14 protein-coding genes are annotated in these 17274 nt (G+C 66.5%); 2 read left to right on the top strand and 12 right to left on the bottom strand.

The window, feature by feature from the left end; all coding sequences use genetic code 11:
- Positions 1-15: 15 nt before the first annotated feature.
- The 8 genes from hemW to AC1AYD_RS07325 form a co-directional block, all read right to left on the bottom strand.
- Positions 16-1254, bottom strand: a complete 1239-nt coding sequence (hemW, locus tag AC1AYD_RS07290; RefSeq protein WP_476502396.1) for a radical SAM family heme chaperone HemW — start codon at positions 1252-1254, stop codon at positions 16-18.
- Positions 1254-3134, bottom strand: a complete 1881-nt coding sequence (gene lepA, locus AC1AYD_RS07295; protein ID WP_476502395.1) for a translation elongation factor 4 — start codon at positions 3132-3134, stop codon at positions 1254-1256. Before lepA ends, hemW begins: the two co-directional genes overlap by 1 nt.
- Positions 3135-3255: 121 nt before the next feature.
- On the bottom strand, positions 3256-3516 hold the full coding sequence (rpsT, locus tag AC1AYD_RS07300; RefSeq protein ID WP_476502394.1) for a 30S ribosomal protein S20: 261 nt from the start codon (positions 3514-3516) through the stop codon (positions 3256-3258).
- A gap of 138 nt (positions 3517-3654) precedes the next feature.
- Positions 3655-4419, bottom strand: coding sequence for a trimeric intracellular cation channel family protein (locus tag AC1AYD_RS07305; protein WP_476544885.1), 765 nt, complete (start codon positions 4417-4419; stop codon positions 3655-3657).
- A 19-nt stretch (positions 4420-4438) separates the two neighbouring features.
- Positions 4439-5011: a hypothetical protein gene (locus AC1AYD_RS07310; RefSeq protein WP_476502392.1), complete on the bottom strand. Its 573-nt coding sequence runs from the start codon at positions 5009-5011 to the stop codon at positions 4439-4441.
- Between the two features lie 114 nt (positions 5012-5125).
- Positions 5126-6589 (bottom strand): DivIVA domain-containing protein, encoded by a 1464-nt coding sequence (locus tag AC1AYD_RS07315; RefSeq protein ID WP_476502391.1) that lies wholly within the window; start codon positions 6587-6589, stop codon positions 5126-5128.
- A gap of 184 nt (positions 6590-6773) precedes the next feature.
- Entirely contained in the window at positions 6774-7901 is a 1128-nt protein-coding gene (locus AC1AYD_RS07320; protein WP_476502390.1) for a branched-chain amino acid aminotransferase, read from the bottom strand.
- Positions 7902-8119: 218 nt separating this feature from the next.
- On the bottom strand, positions 8120-8749 hold the full coding sequence (locus AC1AYD_RS07325; protein ID WP_476502389.1) for a 50S ribosomal protein L25/general stress protein Ctc: 630 nt from the start codon (positions 8747-8749) through the stop codon (positions 8120-8122).
- Positions 8750-8990: 241 nt separating this feature from the next.
- Between AC1AYD_RS07325 and AC1AYD_RS07330 the strand changes: the two genes are divergently transcribed.
- On the top strand, positions 8991-9989 hold the full coding sequence (locus AC1AYD_RS07330; protein ID WP_476544886.1) for an alpha/beta hydrolase: 999 nt from the start codon (positions 8991-8993) through the stop codon (positions 9987-9989).
- Positions 9990-10184: 195 nt separating this feature from the next.
- Here AC1AYD_RS07330 and AC1AYD_RS07335 read toward each other — a convergent pair whose 3' ends face one another.
- From AC1AYD_RS07335 to AC1AYD_RS07345, 3 genes are read right to left on the bottom strand one after another with little or no spacing between them, the layout of a single operon-like run.
- Positions 10185-11606, bottom strand: a complete 1422-nt coding sequence (locus AC1AYD_RS07335) for an NAD(P)(+) transhydrogenase (Re/Si-specific) subunit beta (protein ID WP_476502387.1) — start codon at positions 11604-11606, stop codon at positions 10185-10187.
- Entirely contained in the window at positions 11607-11906 is a 300-nt protein-coding gene (locus AC1AYD_RS07340; RefSeq protein ID WP_034526141.1) for an NAD(P) transhydrogenase subunit alpha part 2, read from the bottom strand.
- A gap of 18 nt (positions 11907-11924) precedes the next feature.
- Entirely contained in the window at positions 11925-13076 is a 1152-nt protein-coding gene (locus tag AC1AYD_RS07345; protein WP_476544887.1) for an NAD(P) transhydrogenase subunit alpha, read from the bottom strand.
- 195 nt (positions 13077-13271) lie between these two features.
- Between AC1AYD_RS07345 and AC1AYD_RS07350 the strand changes: the two genes are divergently transcribed.
- Positions 13272-15314, top strand: a complete 2043-nt coding sequence (locus tag AC1AYD_RS07350) for an AMP-dependent synthetase/ligase (RefSeq protein WP_476532942.1) — start codon at positions 13272-13274, stop codon at positions 15312-15314.
- A 126-nt stretch (positions 15315-15440) separates the two neighbouring features.
- Here AC1AYD_RS07350 and AC1AYD_RS07355 read toward each other — a convergent pair whose 3' ends face one another.
- The gene (locus AC1AYD_RS07355; RefSeq protein WP_476544888.1) at positions 15441-17255 is read right to left on the bottom strand and encodes an AMP-dependent synthetase/ligase; all 1815 of its coding nucleotides are present in this window, start codon (positions 17253-17255) and stop codon (positions 15441-15443) included.
- Between the last annotated feature and the right edge of the window lie 19 nt (positions 17256-17274).

Here is a 17274-nt window from a genome sequence, read left to right on the forward strand (position 1 = left end):
TTTCGTTTCTGGGGTTCACACGCCGGCGAGGTCGAAGACGCGTTCGATGACGGCGTCGTTGAGCAGACGCCCCTTGCGTGTGGGGATGACATGGGTGCGGCCTTGCGCATCGGTCTCGATGACGATGAGGCCGTCCTCGACCATCGGCCGCAGTTGCGCGGCGTCGATGGGTCGCAGGGACGTGGAGCCGTGCGCACCGCGCGCGGAGGCGATGGCCCGGTTGATGCGGGTCAGGTCGAGACCTTCGCGGATGCGCAGGCCGAGCATGATGAGCTCCTCGAGGTTCTCGCCAGGCGTGATCGCCTCGCTGCCTCCCCACGGGACGCGGCTCTCGTTGATGGCTGTGGCCCACATGCGCGGGTGGGCGATGTCCCACGCGCGCAGGGCGTGCGTCGCGGCGTTGCCCCCGGAGGCGACGGCGTTGTAGTGCGAGTGCGCGCCGGGGCCGATGCCGGCCCAGTCGACGTTGCGCCAATAGCCGAGGTTGTGCCGGCTCTCATACCCGGGTTTCGCCCAATTGGACACCTCGTACCATGCGAGACCCGCGGCCGTGAGCAGGTCGTCGGCGATCTCGTATTTCGCCGCCTCGTCGTCGTCGTCCGGCTTGGGCAGGGTGCCGGCGGCGATCCGACGGCCCATCTTGGTGGTCGGCTCCACGGTCAACGCATAGGCGGAGATGTGGTTCACGCCGAGATCGATGGCCGTGCGCACCGACGTGCGCCAATCATCGAGGCTCTCCCCCGGCGCGCCGTAGATGAGGTCGACGCTGGAACGCAGACCGGCCTTGTCCGCCGCGTGCACACCGGCTGCCACGTTTTCGGGCGTATGCGTACGGTCGAGGGTTTCGAGCACGTGCGGCACGGCGGACTGCATGCCGAAGGAGACACGGGTGAACCCGCCTTCGGCGAGACGGTCGATGTAGTACTCGTTGACCGTGTCCGGATTGGCTTCGGTGGTGATCTCCGCGCCGGGAGCGATGCCCCAGATGCGGCGGACGGCGTCCAGCATGGCCACGAGGTCGTCCGCGGAGAGGATGGTGGGCGTGCCGCCGCCGAAGAACACGGTGTCGGCCGGAGGCTCCTCGATGCCGTGCGCCAGCTGCCATTCACGCGTGAGCTCCATCTCGCGCACGACCATGTTCGCATAGTTGCCGCGCGACGCCCCCGCTCCGAGGTCGCGCGCGGTGTACGTGTTGAAATCGCAGTACCCGCAGCGCCGCATGCAGAACGGCACGTGGACGTAGACCTCGAACATCAGCCTTCGGTCTTCTGGGCGGCGCGGATCTTGTCCTTGGTGTCGCGGTCGTTCGCATCCTCGCCGGTGGACAGGGCGGCGATGAACGCCTCCTGCGGCACTTCGACGTGGCCGAGCATCTTCATGCGCTTCTTGCCGGCCTTCTGCTTCTCGAGGAGCTTGCGCTTACGCGTGATGTCGCCGCCGTAGCACTTGGCGAGCACGTCCTTCCTGAGCGCGCGGATGTTCTCACGCGCGATGATGCGCGAGCCGATCGCCGCCTGGATCGGGATCTCGAACTGCTGGCGCGGGATGAGCTCGCGCAGCTTCTTCGTCATCATCACGCCGTAGGAGTACGCCTTGTCGCGGTGCACGATGGCGCTGAACGCGTCCACCTTCTCGCCCTGGATGAGGATGTCCACCTTGACGAGGTCGGCCGACTGCTCGCCGTCCTCATGGTAGTCGAGCGAGGCGTAGCCCTTGGTGCGGGACTTCAGCTGGTCGAAGAAGTCGAACACGATCTCCGCCAGCGGAATGCGGTAGTGCATCTCCACGCGGTCGGTGGAGATGTACTCCATCGTGCCCATCTGGCCGCGATGGTCCTGGCACAGGTCCATGACCGCGCCGATGAAATCCTTCGGCGTGATGATGTCCGCCGCGACCATCGGCTCGACGATCTTCTTGATCTTGCCGTCCGGGAACTCGCTCGGATTGGTGACGTGGTGCTCGGATCCGTCCTCGCTGGTCACCTCGTAGGTGACGTTCGGCGCGGTCTGGATGAGGTCGAGTCCGAATTCACGACTGAGACGCTCGGAGACGATCTCCATGTGCAGCAGGCCGAGGAAGCCGCAGCGGAATCCGAAGCCCAGCGCGACGGACGTCTCCGGCGTGTAGACGAGGGCGGCGTCATTGAGCTTGAGCTTGTCGAGCGCCTCGCGCAGTTCGGGGAACTGCGCGTTGTCGATCGGGAACAGGCCGGAGTAGACCATCGGCTTCGGATCGCGGTAGCCAGGCAGCGGCTCCGTGGCGGGGCGCACGGCGGAGGTCAGGGTGTCGCCCACCTTCGACTGGCTCACGTCCTTCGCGCCGGTGATGATGTAGCCGACCTCGCCGGCACCGAGCGCCTTGGTGCGGGTCATGTCCGGGCTGATCACGCCGATCTCGATCGGATCGTGCGTCATGCCGATGCCCATCATGTGCACCTTCTCGCGGTCGTGCAGCTCGCCGTCCTCCATGCGGATGTAGGTGACGATGCCGCGGTAGGAGTCGTACACGGAATCGAAGATCAGGGCGCGTGCCGGCGCCTCGGGGTCGCCTTCCGGAGCCGGCACCTCCATGACGATCTGGTCGAGCAGGTCGGCGACGCCTTCGCCGGTCTTGCCGGACACACGCAGCACGTCGCTCGGCTCGCAGCCGATCAGGCCGGCGATTTCCTCGGCGTGTTTGTCCGGTTCGGCGCTCGGCAGGTCGATCTTGTTGAGCACCGGGATGATGGTGAGATTATGGTCGATGGCCATGTACAGGTTCGACAGCGTCTGCGCCTCGATGCCCTGCGTCGCGTCGACGAGCAGCACCGCGCCCTCGCATGCGGCCAGCGCGCGCGACACCTCGTAGGTGAAGTCCACATGGCCGGGGGTGTCGATCATTCCCAGCGTGTATTCGGTGCCGTCGAACGTCCACGGCACGCGCACGGCCTGCGACTTGATGGTGATGCCGCGCTCCTGTTCGATGTCCATGCGGTCGAGGAAGCGGTCGCGCATCTCGCGTTCCGGCACGATGCCGCTCAGCTGCAGGATGCGGTCCGCCACGGTGGACTTGCCGTGATCGATGTGCGCGATGATGCAGAAGTTGCGGATCAACGACTGGTCGGTGGAACCGGGCTGGTTGTGCTGGGTGGCCACTGAGCATGCCTCCTAATCGACTGTAGTCAAACCTACATTAGTGTACGCGAAATAAGAGACCCCGCAAACCGACGGGTTTGCGGGGTTCCTCGACCATCCGCTCAACGGAGCGGATTCAGTCTCACAGGGCGTTGATCGCGAGGGCGAGGCCGGACTTGCGGTTGGCGGCCTGGTTCTTGTGGATCACGCCGGCGCCGGCGGCCTTGTCGAGCTTGCGGGCGGCGACCTGGTAGGCGGCCTGGGCGGCGGCCTTGTCACCGGCGGCGATGGCCTCGCGGGTGGCGCGGACGGCGGTCTTCAGACCGGACTTGACGGCCACGTTGCGCTTGTGCGCCTTCTCGTTGGTGATGACGCGCTTCTTCTGCGACTTGATGTTTGCCAATGTAACTCCAAACGACGTTTGCTATAAGGACATACGAGACGTAGATGATAGCACGCCGTGCGGATAACACGACGCGCCGTCTTCGGCCGGCCGGCGCGGCCCTTCCGTCCCCATACCGGACGGGCGTCGGGAGGGACGTCAGACGTCGTCGTCATCGTCCCAGCGGGCGCGCGGCCCGCGGCCCGCGGAGCCGGATTGCGGCGTGATGTCGGGGCGCCTGAGGTAATGGCTCTCCCCGGGCAGATAGACGTTGTGCCGCTCCACGGCGCCCGGGAACGTGATGTTGTAGATCACGGAGGACAGACGCATCCCGACGATGAGCACGATGATGAGCACGTCGAGCCCGATCTCCTGCTCGGCGTTCAGCAGTCCCGCCATACGCCCCTTGCACACGAACACGGTGCACACGCATCCGATGGCGGAGGGCACCGCATACCAGTGTTTGTCGCGGATGATCATCGGCACGTCGTTGAGCAGGATGTCGCGGGTGAGACCGCCGCCCAGCGCGGTCGCCATGCCGAGGAATCCGGCGGTCATGCCGGACGTGCCGAGGTACATGGCCTTCGCCGTGCCGTTGACCGCGAACAGGCCGAGCGCGAGCGCGTCGAGCGTGATCATCGACCATTTGAGCTTGTTGACCTCCGGGTGGACGATCGCGATGGCGACGCCGGAGACGAGCGCGGTGACCACCGACCATCGATCGGTGATGCCGACGGGAGGCACCTCGAGCAACACGTCACGCAGGATGCCGCCACCCAGGGCGGTGAGCCACGCGATCACGAGGATGGCGAACAGGTCGTACCGCTTGCGCACGGCCGCGAGCCCGCCGACGAGACCGCAGCAGAACACCGCGAGATATTCCACGCCCATGAAGAACGCGTTGCTCTCCAACGCCACCTGCATGAGCAGCCCCCTTCCGTCGTTACAGGACGACGACGCATACGACGACCGCGATCAGCACGACGGCGACCGCGGATCCCGCCAACAGGCCGACGGACGGTCCACGCCTGCGGGCGGCGTGCCGCCTCGCCTGGCGTTTGCGGTCCCCCCGCGGCTCATCGGCACCCCCGCGTCGATGGCGTCCGCGCCCCGTCCCCCTCTTCCTGCCGGCGGCGGCCCCGTGCCGTCGTCGGGTACGCGCCGGCCTCGATGCATCCGCATCGTCGTTCCCGTCGATATCGTCCGCTTCCGATGATGCGGAGACCGCCGGCTCCTCGTCGTCCTCGGTCCGCAGCCGCGAGATGTCGTATTCCGGCATCGTGCGCGCCAAGGCGGTAAGTTCGGCGCTGACGTGGGATTCGGAGCATTGCTCCGCGATGCGCCTCACGCGGTTGAGCATGAGGTCGAAGGACTCCTCGTCCGCATGCGTGGATTCGCTCTCGTCATCCTCGAATCCGGCCATATGCTGGCGCTCGATCAGATCGTTCACATACGAGTGGACGTCGATATGGAGGTTCTCATCGAGATCGAGCAGGACGGAGCGGGACTCCGGCACATGTCGCGATGCACCGTGAGTCTCCGTTTCCCTAGTCTGTGCAACGTCCACGAACGCACCCGTCAATCGAATCTAGTATGCAATGACCATGTCCCGGCTCCCCGGCGGGATGGATCAGATGAAGCTGTCGGTGGCCCCCGACGACGACTTCAGGCTGCCGGGGAACTTCGACGGATCGACCAGCGAGGGATCCGTGTCGCCGCCGGCGTCCACGCCCACCAGCACGTTCTGGATCGTCTTCTTGGCGTATTCGCCGCCCGAGACGCGGGAGCGTCCCGCCGCCGCGGACAGGGAGCCGTCGTCCAGGGAGTCGAAGGAGCTCAGCAGCACCGAGCGCATGTCGCTCACACGGGTCATGAGCTGGGATTCCATGTCGCGCAGGCTGTCGATGCGCGACTGCAGACGCGAGATCTCGCGGTCGGCGGCGGCGCGGCGCTGGCGGGTCTCTTGCTCGGAGGTCTCCTTGGCCTCCTGGATGATGGAGACGCGGAACTTCTCCGCCTCCTCCTCCTTCTCGGTGGCCACCTGATTCGCGTTGGCGAGCACCGACTTGGCCTTGGCGAGGATGTTGTCGGACTCCTGCTGGGCCTCCAGACGGCGCTGGTTGATGCTCTTGAGCATGTCGTTGATCTCGGCGGAGGTGTCCTCGCGCTGCTTGGTGATCACGGAACGGGCCTGCTCGAGCTCGTCGGCGGCCTTCTTGAGCGTCTCGGCCTTCGAGATCTCCGCATCGCCGAGAATCTGCTTGGAACGTTCGTTCGCGTCGCTGAGCATCTTCGCCGATTTCGCCTTCGCGTCGTTCAGCATCGCTTCGGACTTGCTGCGGGCCTCGTCGAGCTGGCGACGGGATTCCGTGAGATTGCGCTGGGCCTCCTCGCTGGCGCCGGCCTTGATGCGTGCGGCCTCCTGCTCGGCGTCCTGGCGCTGTGCGGCGAGGGTCTTCGCCTGCTCCACCTTCTCGGCGGCGAGCGTGGTCTGCCAGATGGCGCGCTGCTTCTCCAGATCGGCCTTGGTGGCCTCGCGCATGTTCTCGAGTTCCATGTCCAGGGCGCTGCGACGTTCCGAGATCTCCTTGGCGGCACGCTTCTTGTCGGCGTCGATCTTCTCCGCCGTGTTCTTCTGCAGCAGCTTGGCCTCCTCGTTGGCACGTTCGAGGATGCCCGCGGACTTCTTGCGTGCCTCGGCGAGGATGAGCTGCACGTCGTTGTTGGCCTGCTGGACCATGTCCGCGATCTGCTGCGTGGATTCACGCTTGTGGTCGGCCGCCTCCCTCTTGGCGCGGGCGATGAGCTCCGTGCTGGTCTTCTCGGCGGCGTTGAGCAGCTGCTGCGCGCTGGCACCCAGATACTTCACCGAGTTCTGGGCCGTGTTCTGGGCCTCCTCCTCGGCCTTGGCGGCATGCTTGCGTGCATCGGCGAGCTGCATCTGGGAGGACTGGTAGTCGCTCTGCAGCTGGGAGAGGGAGTTCTTCAGATCGTCGATCTGCTGCTGCAGCGTCGAAGTTTCCTGGGCCATGTGCGTGACGTATCCGTCGACCGACTCCTTGTCATAGCCGCGGAACGCTGTAGGAAACCCCATCTCCATCTGCCCTATCCCTTTCTCATGGATGCCTCGCCGTGTATGCTGCTCCACATAATAGCATGGCGGTCAGCGCATCCTCGTATATGGCTCCATTTTCCCCGCCGCGAACGGCATCGTCCCCCTACTGCAAGGCCCCCGCGGGTGCGAATCGCACCGCGGGGGCCGGATTCGGCGAAACGCCTCAGCAGACCTTCCACATCCAGTTGTGCGGATCCTCGATCTCGCCGAGCTGGATGCCGAGCAGTTCGTCGCGCAGCGACTGGGTGAGCTCGCCGACGCCGCCCTCGGCGACGGTCACGTCGAACTTCGGGGACTTGAAGCGGCCGATCGGCGTGATGATGGCGGCGGTGCCGCAGGCGAACACCTCGGTGACCTCGCCGGACTTGATGTCCTCGAGCAGCTGCTCGAGGGCGATCATCGTCTCGACCACGTCGATACCGCGGTCCTGCAGCAGCTGGATGAGGGAGCGGCGGGTCACGCCCGGCAGGATGTTGCCGGTCAGCGACGGGGTCTCCACATGGCCGTCCTTGTGGACGACCATCATGTTCATGCCGCCCAGCTCCTCGAGGTAGGTCTTGGTCGCCGCGTCGACGAAGCAGACCTGCTCGCAGCCGTTCTCGATGCCCGTGTACTCGCCGAGCAGGGAGGCGGCGTAGTTGCCGCCGCACTTGGCGAAGCCGGTGCCGCCGGGGCCGGTGCGGAACCACTTGTCCTCCACCCAGATGCTCACCGGCTTGACGCCGCCCGGGAAGTACGGGCCGGACGGGGAGGCGATCACGCAGTAGTCGACCTCGTGCGGGGCGCGCACGCCGAGGAACGGCTCGGAGGCGAACATGAACGGACGCATGTACAGCGTGTACTCGCGGCGGGACGGGACCCAGTCCACGTCACGCTTGACGAGCGCGGCGACGGAGCCGATGAAGTCGTCGACCGGCAGCTCGGGCAGGTACAGGCGCTTCGCGGAGTTCTGGAAACGCTCGGCGTTCGCGTCCGGGCGGAACAGCCAGGTGGAGCCGTCGGCGTGACGGTAGGCCTTGAGGCCTTCGAAGCACTCCTGCGCGTAGTGCAGCACGGATGCGCCCGGGTCCATCTTGAGCGGCGCGTACGGCTCGATGCGACGGTCGCCCCAGCCCTCGCCCTTGGTCCACGTCATGTGGGCCATGTTGTCGGAGAAGACCTGGCCGAAGGCCGGCTTGTCGATGAGTTCGGCGCGCTTGGCGTCGGAGGCCGGATTCTCGTTCGGCAGTACGGTGAACGGCTCGACCAGCTTGTCGAGCGCCGCCGGATCGTGATGCGTGTTCTCAGTCATGTTCACTTCTTTTTGTTGCATTCGGCCGTGCGATGGCGGCCTTTCGAAGGGGATTGCCGCGCGCTTGTGGCGCCCGGTGCTGTCAGTTACTTTCGCACATCCCGCAACCGCGGATGTGCGCCGGTTCACATTATGAAAAGCAAAAGGGAAGACCCGCGAGACGTGTCGCGGGTCTTCCCGGGGATCATATCGTCAGGCCGGCCTCACGCCGGCGGCGATCACTTGGCGTCGGCGGCCGGGGCGGCAGCGGCGTCGGCGTCGGCGGCCGGGGCGGCGGCCTCCGGAGCGGCGGTGGACTCGGTGGCGTCCTCCGGCACCTCGACGGTCACGACGGACTCCTCGGCGTTCTCGACGTCGAGCTCGACGCCCTCGGGCAGGACGACGTCCTTGGCGAACACCTTGGTGCCGTCGGTCAGGCCCTCGACGTTCACGACGATGCGCTCCGGCAGGTTGGCGACGTCGGCGCGGACCTTGAGCTCCTGGATGTCGACGAACGCGACGGCGGCGCCCTTCGGGGTGCCCTCGACGAACACCGGCACCTCGACGTCGATCTTCTCGCCGGCCTTGACCTCGTAGAAGTCGATGTGCTCAACGATGCGCTTGACGGGGTTGCGCTGCACGTCCTTGACGACGGCCATGGCCTTCTCGTCGCCGAAGTTCAGCTCGAACAGGGCGTTGGTGTGGCGCAGGGAGAGGGTGGTCTCCTTCATCGGCAGGGTGAGGAACTTCGGATCGGCGCCACCGGCGTAGATGGTGGCGGGGATGAGCTTGGCGACGCGCATGCGGCGGGCAGCGCCCTTGCCGAACTCGTTGCGGACTTCGCCGTTGAGGACGATCTTGGTAGCCATATCTGGCCTCCTTGGGTTGTATGGACGTATGTGTCACTTGTCGTTCTGTCTTTTGACGCCACGACGCGCCGCAGAACGCCCCCTAGGAGGTTCATCACGCCGAGTCGATAACGGAAGCGCGGACTCCGATGGAATCCTCGTCTTCCCTCGCCAAAGCAACAGCAACCAAGTATACGGGAACCGAGGACAACCTCGCGGCTACAATCAAGGGAGGAAACGTTTTTCAGGGAATCGAGTTGCGATGAGGCGAGTCACCAGGAACATGCTGATCGGGGCGGGCGCGGGCGTGGGCGCCGTGGCCGCCGGATTGCTCACGACGGCCGAGCTGATGTTCCATCTGTCGCTGGACCGGGAATGCTCGCATTGGATGGAGCGTCTGATGAGCAACGGCGCGGCGTCGGACTATCTGGAGACGCCTCATCGGGACGCCGACGAGGAGACGGAGGCCGCGCACTGGTTCGAGACGGCGAAGCAGCCCGTCTCGATGCGTTCCGAGGACGGTCTGAAGCTCCACGGCTGGCTGTTCGACCCGGACCGCGCCTCCCCCGCCCGGCATCTGTATGCGGTCTGCATGCACGGCTACACCGGCAGACCCTCGGAAATGGCGAAGTACGCGCACCGGTTCGCCCGCATGGGATTCACCGTGCTCGTCCCGGCGCAGCGCGGCTACGAGCTGAGCGAGGGACGCTACATCGGCATGGGATGGCTGGAGCGCCGCGATCTTCTGGGTTGGATCACCCTCATCACCGCGAGCGACCCCGAGGCCCGCGTCCTGCTGCACGGCGTCTCGATGGGCGCCGCCACGGTGATGATGACGACCGGCGAACCGGAGCTGCCCCGCAACGTCGTCGCCGCGATCGAGGACTGCGGATACACGTCGGTGCGCGACCAGTTCCTGTTCAACGCGAAGCACATGTACCATCTGCCCCATCGTTGGATGGGCGTGCCGATCGTCGACCTCATGTCCGCGATCTCGCGCCGGGTCGCCGGGTACGGCTTCCGCGAGGCGTCCTGCGTGCGCTCGCTGCGCCATACGATCATTCCGATGATGTTCATCCACGGCGAGGCGGACGCGTTCGTCGACCCCGCGTTCCTCGACCGCAACATCGCCGCATGCGCGGGGCCGGACCGCGAACGTCTGCTGGTGCCGGGCGCCGGTCATGCCCTCGCCGCGAGCACGGATCCGGAGCTCTATTGGAGCCGCGTCGCCGCGTTCGTGACGCGCGTGTTCGCCCTGTGACGGTTCGTCCCGTGGCCGGCATCGCCTCCGGAACGACCTGGAAACGACGGGAGCCCCTCCGAGGAGGGGCTCCCGTGCGGTTGAAGCCGGTACGCCGGCACAACGAATCGTTCGCATAATGCGTGCGGCCTCTAGGCGCACCGAAGGAAGCGGTACGAAGGTACCGCGACCAAGGAGCGACGACGAGGCGCTCCATTACGCCAGCAATTCCTTGACGGCGGCGATGACGGCCTGCAGGCTCTTCTTCGCGTCGCCGAACAGCATCTGCGTGTTGTCCTCGAAGTAGAGCTCGTTCTGGATGCCGGCGTAGCCGGTGCCGCGGCCGCGCTTCATGACGACCACGTTCTGCGCCTTGTCGACGTCGAGGATCGGCATGCCGGAGACCGGAGTGCCCGGACGGCGGGCGGCCGGGTTGGTGACGTCGTTGGCGCCGACGACGAGGGCGACGTTGGCGGACGGGAACTGCGGGTTGATCTCCTCCAGGTCGACGAGCTCCTCGTAGGGCACGTTGGCCTCGGCGAGCAGCACGTTCATGTGGCCGGGCATGCGGCCGGCGACCGGGTGGATCGCGTAGGAGACCTCGACGCCGTGGTTCTTGAGCAGCTCGCCGAGGTCGGCGAGCTCGCGCTGGGCCTGCGCCTGGGCGAGGCCGAAGCCGGGCACGAAGATGACCTTGTCGGCGTAGACGAGCTGGACGGCAAGATCGTCCGGCGAGGTCTCCTTCATCGTGCCCTCCGGGCCGTCGCCTGCGGCCGCGGCGTCGGAGCCGCCGAAGCCGCCGGCGAGGACGGACAGCAGCGGACGGTTCATGGCCTGGGCCATGAGGATGGACAGGGTCACGCCGGCGGAGCCGACGAGCGCGCCGGCCACGATGAGGGCGACGTTGTCGATGGCGAGGCCGGACATGGCGACGGCGGTGCCGGTGCACGCGTTCAGCACGGAGATGACGACGGGCATGTCGGCGCCACCGATCGGGATGACGAACACGAGACCGTAGCCGAGGGCGAACAGCGTCGTGAGGATCGACCACAGGAGGCGCTGGCCGGGCTGGACGCACAGCATGACGAAGCTGGCGACCGTGAGGACGATGAACGCGATGTTCCACACGCCCTTGCCGGGCAGGGTGAGCTTCTTCACCCACTTGACGCCCTGCAGCTTGCCGGCGGCGATGAGCGAGCCGGTGAACGTGACGGAGCCGATGAGGATGCCGAGGCCGGCGGTGATGAGCACGACGAGGTCCGGCACGCCCTCCTTGGTGAGGATGTCGTTGAGGGCGACGAGCGCGGCCGCGCCGCCGCCGACCGTGTTGAACACGGAGACGAGCTGCGGCATGTCGGTCATCTTGACCTTCTTGGCGGAGACGACGCCGGCGACCGCGCCGATCAGGATGCCGACGACGAGCACGACGACGGCGACCGTGTTGACGAAGCCCTTGGCGAACAGCACGATGAACGCCATGAGCACGGCGACGACCATGCCGAACGCGGAGATCTGGTTGCCCTTGCGGGCGGTCTTCGGCGAGTTCATGAAGTGCAGGCCGACGACGAACATGACGGCGGAGAACAGGTAGACGAACCAGGCGACGATGTCGATGGTTCCGACGGTTGCGGAGGCCATTTACTTATCCTCCCCCTTCTTCTTGTTGGACTTGAACATCTCGAGCATGCGGTCGGTGACGACGTAGCCGCCGACCACGTTCATCGTGCCGAGCACGGCGGCGAGGAAGATGAACACGTAGGCGAGCGGCGAGTTCGCCTCGGCGGCGACGATGACGACGCCGACGATGACGATGCCGTGGATGGAGTTCGCGCCGGACATGAGCGGGGTGTGCAGGGTGGCGGGCACCTTGCCGATCACCTCGATGCCGATGAGCAGCGCCAGCACGAACAGTGTGATGGAGACGACGAGCGTGGGCATTTGCGTTCCTTCCCTTCCTTACTTCTCTTCGGCCGCGGTCCCGGCGGCCCCGACGCGGCCGGCGACGACGAGCGCGGCGTCCAGCTCCTCGGACGGATCCTGGGACAGTTTGCCGTCACGCACGAAGTGGGCGAGCACGTCGGCCACGTTGCGCGCGAGCAGGTCGGACGCGGTGGTGGCGACGCCGGAGGCGAGGTACGGCGCGCCGATGATGGTGACGCCGCCTTCGGTGGTCCGCGTGCCGATGGCGGATCCCTCGACGTTGCCGCCGAGCTCGGACGCGGCGCAGTCGACAATCACGGCGCCGCGCTTCAGGCCGTCGACGCCGGCCTTGGTGAGCAGCACCGGGGGCCTGCGGCCCGGGACCTTCGCGGTGGTGATGACGATGTCGAAGCCGGCGGCCTTCGCGTCGACGGCGGCCTGCTGCTCCTTCTGCTCCTCGGGCGTCAGGGCGCGCGCGTAGCCGCCCTCGCCCTGGCCCTTCGAGAAGTCGAGGCCGAGGTCGAGGAACTTCGCGCCGAGCGATTCGACCTCGCCCTTGGAGGCGGGGCGCACGTCGTACGCGGTGACGACGGCGCCGAGACGGCGCAGCGTGCCGATGGCCTGGAGTCCCGCGATGCCGGCGCCGAGCACGAGCGCCTTCGCCGGACGGATCGTGCCCGCGGCGGTGGTCATCATCGGCAGGAACGAGCCGTAGGCGTCGGCGGCGAGGATGGCCGCCTTGTAGCCCATCACCGAGTTCTGCGAGGTCATCTCGTCCATCGACTGCGCGCTGGACAGCTGGCGCGGCAGGCGTTCGATGGCGACGCCCACGATTCCGGCCTCATCGAGCGCGGCGACGTAATCGGCGTCGGTGAACGAGCCGAGCATGCCGATCACCCATTGGCCGGCCCTGAGCTCGGCGACGGTCCCGGCGGACGGACGGTCGACGAAGCCGAGCGCGTCGGCCTTGGCGATCACCTCGTCGCGCGGGGCGACCGTGGCGCCCGCCTTCGCATAGTCCTCGTCCGTGTAGTGAGCCGCGGCGCCGGCGCCGCGTTCGATCAGGCAGGAGATTCCGCTCCGCCCGAGCCTGGTGACGATGTCCGGGGTAAGCGCGACGCGGGATTCCGTATCCGACGTCTCGTCCAGCACACCGAAAGCCACCGTGGCTTCCTTGATTTCAGCCATGAGAGCCCTTTCTGACATTGGCCGTATCGTGTCGTACGTCGCCCAAGTGTAGCCGAAGACCCACGGCGCGCCGGGAGAAACGTCCACGGACGCCTGCGTTTCCTACGCCACCGTAAGGTGACGTGTCGCGTTCCGGGCGCTAAACTGGCTGTTCTGAGACAGGACCAGACAAGGAATTGGGTCAAGGAGCAGCACGTGTCCGTTTTTTCCACGTTGAAGCAGCAAACCACGAACATCACGCGCAAGGCGTTGCGTCTTGGCACCGACTTCGTGCATCCGGTCGGCGACGACGCCGGCAACGAACCCGACTACGCCGGCGAGGACATCGCCCGCGAGGAGTCCATCGAGCTGCCCCACACCGACGTGTGGGGGCCGGACCGTCCGACGGTCACCGAAATCGACCCGGCTTCGGGGCTGCTGACCACCACCACGCAGGGCAATCCTCCGCTGGACATGGGCATGTCGATCTACGACATCTACGCCGACCGCGCCGAGCGCATGGGCGACGAACCGCTGTACACGTACAAGGAGGACGGCGAGTGGGTCACGAAGACCGCGAACGAGTTCCTCGCCGAGGTCCGCGAGATCGCCAAGGGACTGCTGCACTACGGTCTGAAGAAGGGCGACGGCGTGGCGTTCATGTGCCGCACCTCCTATGAATGGGATCTGACCGATGCGGCCGTCATGGCCTGCGGCGGCGTGCTGGCCACCATCTACGACACGGATTCCGCCGAGCAGATCCGCAACATCGTCAACAACTCCGACGCCCGTCTGCTCATCGTGCAGGACACCGCCATGCGCGACAAGGCCGACGGCGCCGTCGAGGAATGCCCGTCGTTGGAGCACATCGTGTGCATCGAGACCGGCGGTCTGGACGAGATCAAGGCGTACGGCAAGTCCGTGTCCGACGAGGAGCTGGACGAGCGCATCGACTCGGTGCAGAAGACCGACCTGTGCTCGATCGTCTACACGTCCGGGTCCACCGCCGCGCCGAAGGGCGTCGAGATGACGCACGAGCACTACTGCCAGACGGCGCTGAACCTGCCCGACTACATGCCGGACCTGCTGCATGACAAGAAGAACACGATTCTGCTGTTCCTGCCGCAGGCGCATTCGTTCGCGCGCGCCATCAACTACATCGTCGTCGCCTCGAACGTCCACATCTACATCGCGACCGGCATCAGGACGCTGATCTCCGACCTGCAGGTCGCCAAGCCGTCCATCATGATCGTCGTGCCCCGCGTGCTGGAGAAGGTGTACAACGCCGCCTCCCAGAAGGCCGGTCACGGCGCTAAGGGCATGGTGTTCGCCTCCGCGGTCGTCGCCGCGCAGGACTACATGAAGGAGGTCTCCGAGAAGGGCCATGCGGGCGCGTTGACGCGCACCAAGCGCGCCGCGTTCGACCCGGTGGTCTACAAGTCGCTGCGCGAGGTGCTGGGCGGCCGCGCCAAGTGGATCGTCGCCGGCGGCGCCCCGCTCGACCCGGAGCTGATGGCGTTCTTCCGCGGCGCCGGCGTGCCCGTGTACGAGGGCTACGGCCTGACCGAGACGACCGCGCCGTGCGCGTTCAACGTGCTGGGCGTCCCGTTCCACGCCGGTTCGGTCGGCATCGCGTTCCCCGGCTTCTCGCTGCGCATCGCCGAGGACGGCGAGATCCAGGTCAAGGGCCGCGCCGTGTTCCCCCGCTACCACAAGAACGAGGAGGCCACCGAGACCTCCTTCACCGAGGACGGCTGGTATGCGACCGGCGATCTGGGCCGCATCGACAACGACGGATTCCTCTACATCACCGGCCGCAAGAAGGACCTCATCATCACGGCCGGCGGCAAGAACGTGGCGCCCGGCCCGATCGAGGAGGTCATCCAGCGTTGCGAGATCGTCTCGCAGGCCCTGGTGCTCGGCGACAAGCGCCCGTTCATCTCCGCGCTCATCACGCTGGACGAGGAGTCGCTGCGCCCGTGGCTGGAGGCGAAGGGTCTGGACGAGAACATGTCCATGGAGGAGGCCGCGAACAACGCCGCCGTGCGCGCCGAGGTGCAGAAGTGGGTCGATCAGGCCAACGAGGGCGTCTCCCGCGCCGAGTCGGTGCGCAAGTTCATCATCCTGCCCGAGGAGTTCACGCAGGAGAACGGCCTGATGACCGCGTCGATGAAGGTCATCCGTCCGAAGGTCATCAAGCGCTACGCGACGCTGCTCGCCACGCAGATGTACACGAAGAGGACCGCGCCGCGCCAGTGAGGCGCGTCTCCCCGTCCGCGTGCAGGGAGCATGCAGGGAGATATATGGAGGGGCCCGTGACGGAACCGAATCGCAGGTTCCGTCACGGGCCCTTCCATATGCGGCGGCGGCCTTACGACGCGGCCGTCACTTCTTGCCCGCGTAGATCACATTGTCGATGAGGTCGCGGTACCGCTTGGTGATGGCCTCGCGGCGCGCCTTCATCGACGCGGTGACGAGCCCGTTCTCCTCGGTGAAGTCGTCGGGGACGATCTCGAACTTGCGGATGGATTCGGCGCGGGAGACGAGCTCGTCGGCCTGGTTGACGGCGCGTTCCACCTCGGCGCGCACGATCGGGTTGCACGCGGCCTCGGCCAGGTCGGCGCACGGCTTCGCGCCCTGCGCCTGGAGCCACGTGTTCGTCTCCGCCAGGTCGAGCGCGACGATGGCGGCGACGAACGGCTTGCGGTCGCCTACGACGACGCACTGGTTGACGACCGGCGAGGTCATCACCGACGCCTCCAGTTCGCCCGGCGAGACGTTCTTGCCGCCCGCCGTGATGATGAGGTCCTTCTTGCGGCCGGTCACGGTCACGAAGCCGTCCTCGTCGAGCGAGCCGAGGTCGCCGGTGTGCAGCCAGCCGTCGCGGATCTGCTCCTTGGTGGTCTCGGGGTGGTTGTGGTAGCCGACGCATACGGCGGGGCTCTTGATGCACAGTTCGCCGTCGTCGGCGATGCCGACCGCCGTGCCCTGCATGGGCAGGCCGATCGTGCCGATCCGGTATCCGGCGGTCGGATTCACGGTGGCGGGCGCGCATGTCTCCGTCATGCCGTAGCCCTCGAGCAGCGGCAGGCCGATGCCGTTGAAGAAGTGGGCGATGGACCTGTCGAGCGGGGCGCCTCCCGAGACCGCGTATTCGACATGCCCGCCGAACACGTCGAGGATCGACCGGTAGACGAGCCTCGCGTAGAACGCATGCCTGAGGTTCAGCGCGAACGGGATCGGTCCGCCGGACTGCTGCGCCTCCGACCAGGCGCGCGCCGTGGCGGCCGCGCCCGCGAAGACGCGTCCCTTGAGACCGGCGCCGGCCTTCTGCGAGGCCGCGTTGTAGATCTTCTCGAAGATGCGGGGCACGGCGAGGATGAACGTCGGCTTGAACGCGGCGAAATCGGCGAGGATCGTCCTCAGGTTCCCGGACAGGCCGAGCGTGACGTTGCCGGCGAAGCAGAAGAACTGCATGTAGCGTGCGAACACGTGCGCGAGCGGCAGGAACAGCCATAGCCGCGCGTATTCGGGCATGGCGATGGCCGGCATCGACCTCACGCCCGAATAGGTGATGAAGATGAAGTTGCCGTGGCTCAGCTCGACGCCCTTCGGCGTACCCGTGGAGCCGGACGTGTAGACGATGGTGGCGAGGTCGTCGCCGCGGACGGCCTGTTCGCGTTCGCGGAACTCCGCGTCGGTGACGCCCTTGCCGTACTCCTCGAGCGTGTCGAGCGCACCGAAGTCGATGACGTACACGTCGCCGAGGTCCGGGCACCGGGAGCGCACGGACTCGACCTTGTCGCGCTGCATGTCGTTCTCGGCGAACGCCATGCGCACGTTGGAATCGTTGAAGATCATGCTCACCTGCGCCGGCGAGTTCGTCTCGTAGACGGGTACGGTGAGCGCGCCGATCGACATGATGGCCATGTCGAGCGCCGTCCACTCCCAACGGGTCTTCGAGATCACGGACACCGCGTCGCCGGGCATGACGCCGCGCGCGATGAGGCCTTTGGCGAGCGCGATGACCTTGTCGCGGAATTCGACGGCGGTGAACGACCTCCACTCCCCCGTGCCGGGTTCCTTGTATTCGATGAGGGACCGGTCCGGGGTACGCGCGGCGCGCTCCTCCAGTATCGAGAACAGGTTCCTGTCGGTGTCGATCGGCTGTTCCAGCGGCCGCAAGTATTCCGTGATCATCGTCTCCGTGACCTCCTTG

It is taken from the genome of Bifidobacterium sp. LH_426 (assembly GCF_056356875.1).

What these genes read in the sequence shown, in the direction of transcription:
- hemW (WP_476502396.1), bottom strand. Translation starts at nt 1,254, where the DNA reads ATGTTCGAGGTCTACGTCCACGTGCCGTTCTGCATGCGGCGCTGCGGG.
- AC1AYD_RS07305 (WP_476544885.1), bottom strand. Translation starts at nt 4,419, where the DNA reads ATGCAGGTGGCGTTGGAGAGCAACGCGTTCTTCATGGGCGTGGAATAT.
- AC1AYD_RS07315 (WP_476502391.1), bottom strand. Translation starts at nt 6,589, where the DNA reads ATGGGGTTTCCTACAGCGTTCCGCGGCTATGACAAGGAGTCGGTCGAC.
- AC1AYD_RS07320 (WP_476502390.1), bottom strand. Translation starts at nt 7,901, where the DNA reads ATGACTGAGAACACGCATCACGATCCGGCGGCGCTCGACAAGCTGGTC.
- AC1AYD_RS07325 (WP_476502389.1), bottom strand. Translation starts at nt 8,749, where the DNA reads ATGGCTACCAAGATCGTCCTCAACGGCGAAGTCCGCAACGAGTTCGGC.
- AC1AYD_RS07330 (WP_476544886.1), top strand. Translation starts at nt 8,991, where the DNA reads ATGAGGCGAGTCACCAGGAACATGCTGATCGGGGCGGGCGCGGGCGTG.
- AC1AYD_RS07335 (WP_476502387.1), bottom strand. Translation starts at nt 11,606, where the DNA reads ATGGCCTCCGCAACCGTCGGAACCATCGACATCGTCGCCTGGTTCGTC.
- AC1AYD_RS07340 (WP_034526141.1), bottom strand. Translation starts at nt 11,906, where the DNA reads ATGCCCACGCTCGTCGTCTCCATCACACTGTTCGTGCTGGCGCTGCTC.
- AC1AYD_RS07345 (WP_476544887.1), bottom strand. Translation starts at nt 13,076, where the DNA reads ATGGCTGAAATCAAGGAAGCCACGGTGGCTTTCGGTGTGCTGGACGAG.
- AC1AYD_RS07355 (WP_476544888.1), bottom strand. Translation starts at nt 17,255, where the DNA reads ATGATCACGGAATACTTGCGGCCGCTGGAACAGCCGATCGACACCGAC.